The sequence below is a fragment of the Micromonospora sp. ATA51 genome, assembly GCF_016802855.1.
Taxonomy (GTDB): domain Bacteria; phylum Actinomycetota; class Actinomycetes; order Mycobacteriales; family Micromonosporaceae; genus Micromonospora; species Micromonospora sicca.
Map to the genome: position 1 here is coordinate 1 of NZ_JAEVHJ010000231.1, position 10,859 is coordinate 10,859.

Annotated in this window: 14 protein-coding genes and 1 pseudogene; all 15 read left to right on the forward strand. The window is 68.1% G+C overall.

Annotated features, from left to right (window positions below; translation table 11 throughout):
* Window positions 1-95: 95 nt before the first annotated feature.
* Window positions 96-517 (forward strand): annotated as a pseudogene (locus JNW87_RS27335) (hypothetical protein).
* A 531-nt stretch (window positions 518-1,048) separates the two neighbouring features.
* Complete coding sequence (gene rpsL, locus JNW87_RS27340; protein ID WP_007465318.1) at window positions 1,049-1,423, forward strand: 30S ribosomal protein S12; 375 nt, start codon at window positions 1,049-1,051, stop codon at window positions 1,421-1,423.
* A gap of 1 nt (window position 1,424) precedes the next feature.
* Complete coding sequence (rpsG, locus tag JNW87_RS27345; RefSeq protein ID WP_109801300.1) at window positions 1,425-1,895, forward strand: 30S ribosomal protein S7; 471 nt, start codon at window positions 1,425-1,427, stop codon at window positions 1,893-1,895.
* A gap of 75 nt (window positions 1,896-1,970) precedes the next feature.
* Window positions 1,971-4,067 carry an elongation factor G gene (gene fusA, locus JNW87_RS27350; protein ID WP_109801299.1) on the forward strand — a complete coding sequence of 699 codons (2,097 nt, stop codon included), beginning with the start codon at window positions 1,971-1,973 and terminating at the stop codon, window positions 4,065-4,067.
* 220 nt (window positions 4,068-4,287) lie between these two features.
* The gene (tuf, locus tag JNW87_RS27355) at window positions 4,288-5,481 is read left to right on the forward strand and encodes an elongation factor Tu (protein ID WP_109801298.1); all 1,194 of its coding nucleotides are present in this window, start codon (window positions 4,288-4,290) and stop codon (window positions 5,479-5,481) included.
* A 352-nt stretch (window positions 5,482-5,833) separates the two neighbouring features.
* Window positions 5,834-6,142, forward strand: coding sequence for a 30S ribosomal protein S10 (rpsJ, locus tag JNW87_RS27360; RefSeq protein ID WP_007073037.1), 309 nt, complete (start codon window positions 5,834-5,836; stop codon window positions 6,140-6,142).
* Between the two features lie 11 nt (window positions 6,143-6,153).
* On the forward strand, window positions 6,154-6,819 hold the full coding sequence (gene rplC / locus JNW87_RS27365; RefSeq protein ID WP_109801297.1) for a 50S ribosomal protein L3: 666 nt from the start codon (window positions 6,154-6,156) through the stop codon (window positions 6,817-6,819).
* Complete coding sequence (gene rplD, locus JNW87_RS27370; protein ID WP_109801296.1) at window positions 6,816-7,466, forward strand: 50S ribosomal protein L4; 651 nt, start codon at window positions 6,816-6,818, stop codon at window positions 7,464-7,466. Before rplC ends, rplD begins: the two co-directional genes overlap by 4 nt.
* On the forward strand, window positions 7,463-7,765 hold the full coding sequence (gene rplW, locus JNW87_RS27375) for a 50S ribosomal protein L23 (RefSeq protein ID WP_091317975.1): 303 nt from the start codon (window positions 7,463-7,465) through the stop codon (window positions 7,763-7,765). Before rplD ends, rplW begins: the two co-directional genes overlap by 4 nt.
* Before the next feature lie 12 nt (window positions 7,766-7,777).
* Entirely contained in the window at window positions 7,778-8,617 is an 840-nt protein-coding gene (gene rplB / locus JNW87_RS27380; RefSeq protein WP_109801295.1) for a 50S ribosomal protein L2, read from the forward strand.
* Window positions 8,618-8,629: 12 nt separating this feature from the next.
* Window positions 8,630-8,911, forward strand: coding sequence for a 30S ribosomal protein S19 (rpsS, locus tag JNW87_RS27385; protein ID WP_007073032.1), 282 nt, complete (start codon window positions 8,630-8,632; stop codon window positions 8,909-8,911).
* A gap of 40 nt (window positions 8,912-8,951) precedes the next feature.
* Window positions 8,952-9,410 carry a 50S ribosomal protein L22 gene (rplV, locus tag JNW87_RS27390; protein ID WP_109801294.1) on the forward strand — a complete coding sequence of 153 codons (459 nt, stop codon included), beginning with the start codon at window positions 8,952-8,954 and terminating at the stop codon, window positions 9,408-9,410.
* Window positions 9,410-10,267, forward strand: a complete 858-nt coding sequence (rpsC, locus tag JNW87_RS27395) for a 30S ribosomal protein S3 (protein WP_088976121.1) — start codon at window positions 9,410-9,412, stop codon at window positions 10,265-10,267. Before rplV ends, rpsC begins: the two co-directional genes overlap by 1 nt.
* 3 nt (window positions 10,268-10,270) lie before the next feature.
* Window positions 10,271-10,696 (forward strand): 50S ribosomal protein L16, encoded by a 426-nt coding sequence (gene rplP, locus JNW87_RS27400; RefSeq protein WP_073834927.1) that lies wholly within the window; start codon window positions 10,271-10,273, stop codon window positions 10,694-10,696.
* Window positions 10,696-10,859, forward strand: a 164-nt coding sequence (gene rpmC, locus JNW87_RS27405) for a 50S ribosomal protein L29 (RefSeq protein ID WP_238454667.1), incomplete at its 3' end; no start/stop codon positions are given. The genes rplP and rpmC, both read left to right, overlap by 1 nt.

Here is a 10,859-nt window from a genome sequence, read left to right on the forward strand (position 1 = left end):
GTACTCCGGCAACCCGTCGGCCCCCGGCGGCTGGACGGCTCCGGGTGCCGGCTGGGGTCCGATGCCGCCGGCGGTCGGGTCCCCGGCCCGGGCCGGTGCCGCCGCCCCCGCGCGAGCCGGCCCGCCCACCGAAGCGGGTCGATCCGGTCCCCGGCACGCCCTTCGGCGTGGTCCACCTGGACGTGCCGCCGGTGACCTCGGGGCTGGCCGTGGGGTCGCTGGTGACCGGGATCGCCGCCATCCTGGTCTCGTTCCTGGTGCTCTGCTTCGGGGTTGCCGGCCCCGACTACGGCGGCGCCTGGGCCGCCGGGGCGTTCACCGTGCTCGGTGGCCTGGCCGGGACGGCGGCGATCGTCGCCGGTCTGTTGGCGCGGCGGCAGATCCGGCGGCCGGCGCCGCGCCCGCGGTCCGCTTCACCGGCAACGGGCTTGCCGTGGCCGGCCTGAGCTGTGGCGGGGTGGGGTTGCTGCTCAGCCTGCTCGGGCTCGGCCTGGCGCTGGTGGTCCAGCTGGTGTGACCGGATTCACCTTCGGTCCGGCGCGTCGATGACCTCATCGGGCGGGCGGGCCCGGCGGTCCGGCCCCCGGGCGGAACCGGGGCCGCCGGGCCGTCCCGCGGGGAAGCCGGTACACTTGTCACCGTAGGTGCCCATTGCGGGTGGGCGGGCATGACGGGTTCGGCCGGCGGGCTACGACGCAGTTCTTCCGGACCGCTCCGTTTTGACCTGCGCGGCTGTGGTAGGTACTCTTTCCCCTTGTGCCCGGGCCAGCCCGGGCAATGCGTGCGTGCGCTGGAACCGGTCCACCGGTGATCGCGCGGAGCACGATCAAAGCCAAAGATCCGGCGCTCGGTGATCTGTGTGCCGGTGACACACCCGGTACGACGCGCGAGCGCGCGATCGGAACCGTGATCCGGGCGACACGCCCGACCGCGGGTGCTGGGGCCTCCGTCAGGTGGCCCTGGTTGGAATGTAAGAGAGCCGTCCATCAGGCCGGCTACGAGCAGACGGTGCGGCCGCGACAGCGGCCGAAGGGAGCGGAGAAACCCGGTGCCCACGATCCAGCAGTTGGTCCGAAAGGGCCGCCAGGCCAAGACGACCAAGACCAAGACCCCGGCGCTGAAGGGCAGTCCTCAGCGGCGCGGTGTGTGCACCCGCGTGTACACCACCACCCCCAAGAAGCCGAACTCGGCGCTCCGCAAGGTCGCTCGTGTCAAGCTCAGCAGCCAGATCGAGGTGACCGCCTACATCCCGGGCGTGGGTCACAACCTGCAGGAGCACTCGATCGTGCTCGTCCGCGGCGGCCGGGTGAAGGACCTCCCCGGCGTGCGTTACAAGATCGTCCGCGGTTCGCTGGACACCCAGGGTGTCCGCAACCGCAAGCAGGCGCGCAGCCGTTACGGCGCGAAGAAGGAGAAGAGCTGACATGCCGCGTAAGGGACCCGCTCCGCGGAAGCCGCTGGTCGCTGACCCGGTGTACAACTCGCCGCTGGTCACCCAGCTGGTCAACAAGATCCTGATGCGCGGCAAGCGTCAGCTCGCCGAGCGCATCGTGTACGCCGCCCTGGAGGGCTGCCGCGAGAAGAGCGGCACCGACCCGGTCGTCACCCTGAAGCGGGCGATGGACAACGTCAAGCCGACCCTCGAGGTGCGCAGCCGCCGTGTCGGTGGCGCCACCTACCAGGTTCCGGTCGAGGTCCGCCCGTCCCGGGCGACCACCCTCGGGCTGCGCTGGCTGGTGACGTACTCCAAGGCGCGTCGCGAGAAGACCATGGTCGAGCGGCTGATGAACGAGCTGCTGGACGCGAGCAACGGCCTCGGTGCCGCCGTCAAGCGGCGCGAGGACACGCACAAGATGGCCGAGTCCAACAAGGCCTTCGCGCACTACCGCTGGTAACACCTTGGTTCCGGTGCCCACGCGGCGCCGGAACCGCCACCAGTTGTGTCGAGACGACGATAAGTAGGGATTGAAGTGGCCGCCGCAGACGCGCTCGCCAACGTACGCAACATCGGCATCATGGCGCACATCGATGCCGGTAAGACCACGACCACCGAGCGGATCCTGTTCTACACCGGTATCACGTACAAGATCGGTGAGGTCCACGAGGGCGCTGCCGTCATGGACTGGATGGAGCAGGAGCAGGAGCGTGGTATCACCATCACCTCCGCTGCTACCAAGTGTGAGTGGAAGGGCCACACGATCCAGATCATCGACACGCCCGGTCACGTCGACTTCACGGTCGAGGTCGAGCGGTCGCTGCGGGTGCTGGACGGTGCGGTCGCGGTCTACGACGGTGTCGCCGGCGTGGAGCCGCAGACGGAGAACGTCTGGCGTCAGGCCGACAAGTACCACGTCCCGCGGATGTGCTTCGTCAACAAGCTCGACCGGACCGGTGCCGACTTCTTCCGCTGCGTCCAGATGATGATCGACCGGCTCAACGCCACCCCGCTGGTGCTCCAGATCCCGATCGGGCTCGAGGGTGACCACATCGGCGTCGTCGACCTGATCAACATGCGCGCCCTCACCTGGCGTGGGGAGACCCAGAAGGGTGAGGACTACGCCATCGAGGAGATCCCGGCCGAGCTGGCCGACTCCGCGGCGGAGTGGCGCGAGAAGCTGATGGAGACCCTGGCCGACGTCGACGACTCGGTGATGGAGAAGTACCTGGAGGGCGAGGAGATCTCCGTCGCGGAGATCAAGGCCGCCATCCGGCGGGCCACCATCGCCAGCAAGGCCAACCCGGTGCTCTGCGGCTCGGCGTTCAAGAACAAGGGCGTGCAGCCCATGCTCGACGCCGTGGTCGACTTCCTGCCGTCGCCGCTGGACGTCCCGGCCATCGAGGGCACCGCGACCGACGGCGAGACCCCGCTGCAGCGGAAGCCGTCGAAGTCCGAGCCGTTCTCCGGCCTGGCCTTCAAGATCCAGACCGACAAGCACCTCGGCAAGCTCACCTACGTCCGGGTCTACTCGGGTGTGGTCGAGACCGGTACCCAGGTGGTCAACTCCACCAAGGACCGCAAGGAGCGGATCGGCAAGATCTACCAGATGCACGCCAACAAGCGGGAAGAGCGCGGCTCGGCCCAGGCTGGCGACATCATCGCGGTGCAGGGTCTCAAGCAGACCACCACCGGTGACACCCTGTCCGATCCGGCGAACCCGGTCATCCTGGAGTCGATGACCTTCCCGGAGCCGGTCATCGAGGTCGCCATCGAGCCGAAGACCAAGGCCGACCAGGAGAAGCTCAGCACCGCCATCCAGCGGCTGGCCGAGGAGGACCCGACCTTCCGCGTCAAGCTGGACGAGGAGACGGGTCAGACCGTCATCTCCGGCATGGGCGAGCTGCACCTGGACATCCTGGTCGACCGGATGCGCCGCGAGTTCAACGTCGAGGCGAACATCGGTAAGCCGCAGGTGGCGTACCGCGAGACCATCCGCCGCAAGGTGGACAAGGTCGAGTACACCCACAAGAAGCAGACCGGTGGTTCCGGCCAGTACGCCCGCGTGATCGTGAGCATCGAGCCGCTGCCGCTGGACAACGACTCGCCGACCTACGAGTTCGCGAACGCCGTCACCGGTGGCCGCATCCCCCGGGAGTTCATCCCTTCGGTGGACGCGGGCGCCCAGGACGCCATGCAGTACGGCATCCTCGCCGGCTTCCCGCTGGTGGGTGTCAAGCTGACCCTGCTGGACGGCCAGTACCACGAGGTCGACTCGTCGGAAATGGCATTCAAGATCGCCGGCTCGATGGTGATGAAGGACGCGGCCCGCAAGGCCGACCCGGCGTTGCTCGAGCCGATGATGGCCGTTGAGGTCACCACTCCTGAGGAGAACATGGGTGACGTCATCGGCGACCTCAACTCCCGCCGCGGCATCATCCAGGCGATGGAGGAGCGCAGTGGCGCCCGCATCGTGAAGGCTCTGGTGCCGTTGTCGGAGATGTTCGGCTACGTCGGCGACCTGCGGTCGAAGACCCAGGGCCGGGCTAGCTACAGCATGCAGTTCGACTCCTACGCCGAGGTTCCGCAGAGCGTCGCGAAGGAGATCATCGCCAAGGCGACGGGTGAGTGACGCTCACCTGAGTTCGATCCGATGATCCGGGGCTGGTCGCGGGAGGGGTTCCCGCCCGTGACCACCTCGTCGGGTTGTGTGAGACCGGGCCTGTAGGCTTCATCGCCGCAGAACCCACAAAAGCTCTCCGGCCGTCAGGCCGGAAAGGCTGTCGACAGAGTCCTAAGCGCCGACCGGCGCGCCGGGGCGAACGAACCAAGAAGTCCACAGGAGGACACCAGTGGCGAAGGCGAAGTTCGAGCGGACTAAGCCGCACGTCAACATCGGCACCATTGGTCACATCGACCACGGTAAGACGACGCTGACGGCGGCCATCACCAAGGTCCTGCACGACAGGTATCCGGATGTCAACCCCTACACGCCTTTCGACGAGATCGACAAGGCGCCGGAGGAGAAGGCCCGCGGTATCACGATCTCGATCGCACACGTCGAGTACCAGACCGAGGCGCGGCACTACGCACACGTCGACTGCCCCGGTCACGCTGACTACATCAAGAACATGATCACCGGTGCCGCGCAGATGGACGGCGCGATCCTGGTGGTGGCGGCGACCGACGGCCCGATGCCGCAGACCCGCGAGCACGTGCTGCTGGCCCGCCAGGTCGGCGTGCCCTACATCGTCGTGGCGCTGAACAAGAGCGACATGGTCGACGACGAGGAGCTCCTGGAGCTCGTCGAGCTCGAGGTCCGCGAGCTGCTGTCGGCGCAGGAGTACCCGGGCGACGACCTGCCGGTTGTGCGCGTCTCGGCGCTGAAGGCGCTCGAGGGCGAGCCGGAGTGGACCGAGCGGCTCATGGAGCTGATGAACGCGGTTGACACTGCGATTCCGCAGCCCGAGCGGGAGACCGAGAAGCCGTTCCTCATGCCGATCGAGGACGTCTTCACGATCACCGGTCGTGGCACGGTCGTCACCGGTCGCGCGGAGCGTGGCATCCTCAAGCCGAACGAGGAGGTGGAGATCGTCGGCATCCGCGAGAAGTCGCAGAAGACGGTCTGCACCGGCATCGAGATGTTCCGCAAGCTGCTCGACGAGGCCCGCGCGGGCGAGAACGTCGGTCTGCTGCTGCGTGGCATCAAGCGCGAGGACGTCGAGCGCGGCATGGTGGTCGTCAAGCCCGGCACCAGCACCCCGCACACCGAGTTCGAGGCGACGGTCTACATCCTCTCCAAGGAGGAGGGCGGCCGGCACACCCCGTTCTTCCAGAACTACCGTCCGCAGTTCTACTTCCGGACCACGGACGTCACCGGCGTCGTCACGCTGCCCGAGGGCACCGAGATGGTCATGCCGGGCGACAACACCACGATGACCGTGAAGCTGATCCAGCCCATCGCGATGGAGGAAAACCTCAAGTTCGCGATCCGGGAGGGTGGCCGTACGGTCGGCGCGGGTCGCGTCACCAACATCATCAAGTGAGCTGGGTAACCCCGATTAGCGTCGCCGCCGGTCGTGCGGCATACTAGTCAGGTTGCGTAACGACGGTTAGTCGCCCGCGTCCGGTGGAAGCTGGACCTCCGGGAGACGAACAGTCGCGCGTAGGGTGGTTGATCGCCCCAGGCGGTCAACCACCTCGCACGGCGTCCAGGTCGCGGGTTCGCGATCGGCGCCTTGACCCACCGCGTGGTCAGAGAATCGCTCCGGAGTCCCGGGGCGGAGCCTGGTCCGAGGGCGCGACACGCCCGACCGCGGGGGTCGGCGAAGTGGGCCTGTACCAGCCGGTACAGGTGCCCGCAACACAGCGGCATCGAGAGAAGGAACAGAAGCCACCATGGCGGGACAGAAGATCCGCATCCGGCTCAAGGCCTATGACCACGAGGTCGTCGACTCCTCGGCTCGGAAGATCGTCGAGACGGTGACGCGTACCGGGGCGCAGGTCGCTGGCCCGGTGCCGCTGCCCACGGAGATCAACCGTTTCTGCGTCATCCGCTCGCCGCACAAGTACAAGGACTCGCGCGAGCACTTCGAGATGCGCACGCACAAGCGTCTGATCGACATCATCGACCCGACCCCGAAGACGGTCGACTCGCTCATGCGCCTCGACCTGCCGGCTGGCGTCGACATCGAGATCAAGCTGTAGGGACCGGACAAATGGACAGGCAAGTCAAGGGGATCCTGGGCGCAAAGCTCGGCATGACCCAGGTCTGGGACAACAACCGAGTTGTCCCCGTGACCGTGGTTCAGGCTGGCCCGTGCGTCATCAGCCAGGTTCGTAGCGCCGAGAAGGACGGTTACTCCGCGGTCCAGCTGGCGTACGGCACGATCGACCCGCGCAAGGTCAAGAAGCCGATCAGCGGGCACTACGCGAAGGCGGACGTGGCGCCGCGCCGGCACATCGTCGAGCTGCGCACCGCGGACGCCGCGGACTACTCGCTGGGCCAGGAGGTCACGGTCGAGGAGTTCCCGGCGGGCGTCACCATCGACGTCACCGGCAAGACCAAGGGCAAGGGCTACGCCGGCCCGATGAAGCGGCACGGCTTCCACGGCCTGCGCGCCAGCCACGGTGTCGAGCGCAAGCACCGCTCGCCGGGCTCCATCGGCGCCTGCGCCACCCCGGGTCGCGTCTTCAAGGGCACCCGGATGGCGGGCCGGATGGGTGGCGTGCGCTACACCGTCCAGAACCTGACCGTCCAGGCGGTCGACACCGAGAACAACCTCCTGCTCGTCCGCGGTGCCATCCCCGGCCCCAAGGGCGCGCTGGTCCTGGTCCGTACCGCGGCCAAGACCAAGGTGAAGAAGGGCGGTGCGGCCAAGTGACCACCGTTGACGTCCGCAACGTCGAGGGCGCCAAGAGCGGCTCCGTCGAGCTGCCGGCCGACATCTTCGACGTCCAGGCCAACCTCGCGCTGATGCACCAGGTCGTGGTGGCCCAGCTCGCGGCGGCCCGGCAGGGCACGCACAAGGTCAAGACCCGCGGCGAGGTCGCCGGCGGCGGCAAGAAGCCGTACAAGCAGAAGGGCACCGGTCGTGCCCGCCAGGGCTCGATCCGCGCGCCGCAGTTCGCCGGCGGTGGCGTGGTCCACGGCCCGGTGCCGCGCGACTACAGCCAGCGGACCCCGAAGAAGATGAAGGCCGCCGCCCTGCGTGGCGCCCTCTCCGACCGGGCCCGCGCCGGGCAGGTGCACGTCGTCGAGGCGTTCGTCTCGGGCGAGAAGCCGTCGACCAAGGCCGCTCTGGCCACGCTGACCAAGCTGACCGAGGCCCGTCGGGTCCTGGTCGTGCTGAGCAGCACCGACGAGCTGAACTGGGTGTCGCTGCGCAACGAGCCGCGGGTGCACCTGATCGAGGCCGGCCAGCTCAACACGTACGACGTGCTGGTGGCCGACGACGTGGTCTTCACCAAGGACGCCCTGGACGAGTTCCTGGGTGTTCCCGCCGAGACCACCGAGGAGGGTGGCAAGTGAGCACGATCGCCGATCCGCGCGACATCATCGTCGCGCCGGTCGTCTCGGAGAAGAGCTACAGCGAGCTGAACCGCAACTGGTACACCTTCCTGGTGCACCCGGACGCCAACAAGACCGAGATCAAGATTGCTATCCAGCAGATCTTCAACGTCCGCGTCCTGACGGTCAACACGCTCAACCGCGAGGGCAAGCGCAAGCGCACCAAGACCGGCTTCGGTCAGCGCAAGTCCACCAAGCGGGCGATCGTGAAGCTGGCTGACGGTGACCGTATCGAGGCCTTCGGCGGCCCGGTCAGCTGAGGGGTGTAGACAATGGCTATCCGTAAGTACAAGCCGACGACGCCGGGCCGGCGTGGCTCGAGCGTCGCCGACTTCGCCGAGATCACCCGGTCGACGCCCGAGAAGTCGCTGCTGGCTCCGCTGCCGAAGAAGGGCGGACGCAACGCCCACGGCCGGATCACCACGCGGCACCACGGTGGCGGTCACAAGCGCCAGTACCGCCTGATCGACTTCAAGCGGGTCGACAAGGACGGCGTGCCGGCGAAGGTCGCCCACATCGAGTACGACCCGAACCGCACCGCGCGCATCGCGCTGCTGCACTACGCCGACGGCGAGAAGCGCTACATCATCGCGCCGAAGGACCTGAAGCAGGGCGACGCCGTCGAGTCCGGTCCGGGCGCCGACATCAAGCCGGGCAACAACCTGCCGCTGCGCAACATCCCGGTCGGTACCACCATCCACAACGTGGAGCTGCGTCCGGGCGGCGGCGCCAAGCTGGCCCGTTCGGCCGGCGTCGGCATCCAGCTGCTCGGCCGTGAGGGCGTCTACGCGACCCTCCGCATGCCGTCCGGTGAGATCCGGCGGGTGGACGTGCGCTGCCGCGCCAGCATCGGCGAGATCGGCAACGCCGACCAGTCGAACATCAACTGGGGCAAGGCCGGCCGGATGCGGTGGAAGGGCAAGCGCCCGACCGTCCGTGGTGTCGCGATGAACCCGGTCGACCACCCGCACGGTGGTGGTGAGGGTAAGACCTCCGGTGGTCGCCACCCGGTCAACCCGCAGGGTAAGCCCGAGGGCCGCACCCGTCGTAAGGGCCAGCCGAGTGACCGGCTGATCGTCCGCCGCCGCTACGCCACGCGTAAGCGCGGCTGAGGGAGATAAGACATGCCTCGCAGCCTGAAGAAGGGCCCGTTCGTCGACGACCACCTGCTCAAGAAGGTGGAGACGCAGAACGACAAGGGCTCGAAGAACGTCATCAAGACCTGGTCGCGGCGCTCGACGATCATCCCGGAGATGCTGGGTCACACGATCGCCGTGCACGACGGACGCAAGCACGTCCCGGTGTTCGTGACCGAGGCGATGGTCGGGCACAAGCTCGGCGAGTTCGCGCTGACCCGCACGTTCAAGGGTCACGAGAAGGACGACCGGAAGAGCCGTCGGCGCTGACGCCGCGGGCATACGGATAGAGGAACAAGGGGTTACAGCGATGCCAGGAAAGGGCGACGCTCCGGTGCTTCCGGGCGCGCGGGCGGTTGCGCGGCACGTGCGCATCTCGCCGATGAAGGCGCGCCGGGTGGTCAACCTCGTCCGCGGCCTGCCCGCGAAGGAGGCGCTCACGGTGCTGCAGTTCGCGCCGCAGGCTGCGAGCGAGCAGGTGTACAAGGTGCTCGCGAGTGCGATCGCCAACGCGGAGAACAACGAGCGGCTGGACCCCGACGCGCTGCTCGTCAGCGAGGCGTTCGTCGACGAGGGCCCGACCATGAAGCGGTTCCGGCCGCGGGCGCAGGGCCGGGCGTTCCGGATCCGCAAGCGCACCTGCCACATCACCGTGGCGGTCGAGGCGGTCGCGCCGGCCGCGCCGAAGAAGTCCGCGGCGAAGAAGGCCGCCCCGGCGCAGCAGGCCGAGGCCGCTGAGACGGAGAGCAAGACGGAGGGTGCCGAGTAATGGGTCAGAAGGTTCACCCCACTGGGTTCCGGCTCGGCATCTCGACCGACTGGAAGTCCCGCTGGTTCGCGGACAAGCTCTACAAGGACTACATCGGCGAGGATGTCAAGATCCGCCGGATGATGTCCAAGGGCCTCGAGCGTGCCGGCATCTCCAAGGTCGACATCGAGCGCACCCGGGACCGGGTCCGCGTCGACATCCACACCGCCCGGCCGGGCATCGTCATCGGCCGTAAGGGTGCGGAGGCCGATCGGATCCGCGGCGAGCTCGAGAAGCTCACCGGCAAGCAGGTGCAGCTGAACATCATCGAGGTGAAGAACCCCGAGTCGGACGCGCAGCTGGTCGCGCAGGGCGTGGCCGAGCAGCTGTCCAGCCGGGTCAGCTTCCGTCGGGCGATGCGCAAGGCGATGCAGTCGGCCATGAAGAACCCGGTCTGCAAGGGCATCCGGGTGCAGGTCTCGGGCCGTCTCGGCGGCGCCGAGATGAGCCGGACCGAGTTCTACCGCGAGGGTCGGGTTCCGCTGCACACGCTGCGGGCCAACATCGAGTACGGCTTCTTCGAGGCTCGTACCACCTTCGGCCGGATCGGCGTGAAGGTCTGGATCTACAAGGGCGACGCCGTCCCGGGCCGGGAGGCTCCGGCCGAGGCCGGTCCGTCCCGCCCGCGCCGCGACCGCGGCGACCGCCCCGAGCGGCCGCGCCGTGGCCGGTCGGGTTCGTCCGGCACGACCGCCGGTGGCACCGAGGCCGGCCGGGCTGCCGCGACCACCATCGCGCAGCAGGCCGAGACGCCGAGCGGCGAGCCGGTTGACGCCGGCGCTGTCGCCGCCGCGGCAGAAACTCAGCAGGAGGGCTGACAGATGCTGATGCCGCGCAAGCCCCCGAAGGGCTTCCGCAAGCCGCACCACCCGGACCGCCACGGCGCGTCCAAGGGTGGTAACCGGGTGGTGTTCGGCGAGTTCGGGATCCAGGCTCTCGAGCCGGCGTACGTGACCAACCGGCAGATCGAGTCGGCGCGTATCGCGATGACCCGTCACATCAAGCGTGGCGGCAAGGTCTGGATCACGATCTTCCCGGACCAGGCGCTGACCAAGAAGCCGGCCGAAACCCGGATGGGTTCCGGTAAGGGTTCGCCCGAGTGGTGGGTCGCCAACGTCAAGCCGGGGCGGGTTCTCTTCGAGATGTCCTTCCCCAACGAGCAGATCGCGCGAGAAGCGATGCGTCGCGCGATCCACAAGCTCCCGATGAAGTGCCGCATTGTTACGCGCGAAGTGGGTGAATCCTGATGGCAGCGGGCGTCAAGCCTTCCGAGCTGCGTGAGCTCTCCGAGGAGGAGCTGGTCACGAAGCTGCGTGAGGCCAAGGCGGAGCTGTTCAACCTCCGCGTGCAGGCCGCAACCGGGCAGCTGGACAACAACCGGCGGCTGCAGGTCATCCGTCGGGAGATCGC

Bases quoted from the DNA above. Each gene is read 5' to 3' on its own strand.
- rpsJ (WP_007073037.1), top strand. From the start codon at position 5,834: ATGGCGGGACAGAAGATCCGCATCCGGCTCAAGGCCTATGACCACGAG.
- rplV (WP_109801294.1), top strand. From the start codon at position 8,952: ATGCCAGGAAAGGGCGACGCTCCGGTGCTTCCGGGCGCGCGGGCGGTT.
- rplP (WP_073834927.1), top strand. From the start codon at position 10,271: ATGCTGATGCCGCGCAAGCCCCCGAAGGGCTTCCGCAAGCCGCACCAC.
- rpsG (WP_109801300.1), top strand. From the start codon at position 1,425: ATGCCGCGTAAGGGACCCGCTCCGCGGAAGCCGCTGGTCGCTGACCCG.
- rpsS (WP_007073032.1), top strand. From the start codon at position 8,630: ATGCCTCGCAGCCTGAAGAAGGGCCCGTTCGTCGACGACCACCTGCTC.
- rplC (WP_109801297.1), top strand. From the start codon at position 6,154: ATGGACAGGCAAGTCAAGGGGATCCTGGGCGCAAAGCTCGGCATGACC.
- rplB (WP_109801295.1), top strand. From the start codon at position 7,778: ATGGCTATCCGTAAGTACAAGCCGACGACGCCGGGCCGGCGTGGCTCG.
- rpsC (WP_088976121.1), top strand. From the start codon at position 9,410: ATGGGTCAGAAGGTTCACCCCACTGGGTTCCGGCTCGGCATCTCGACC.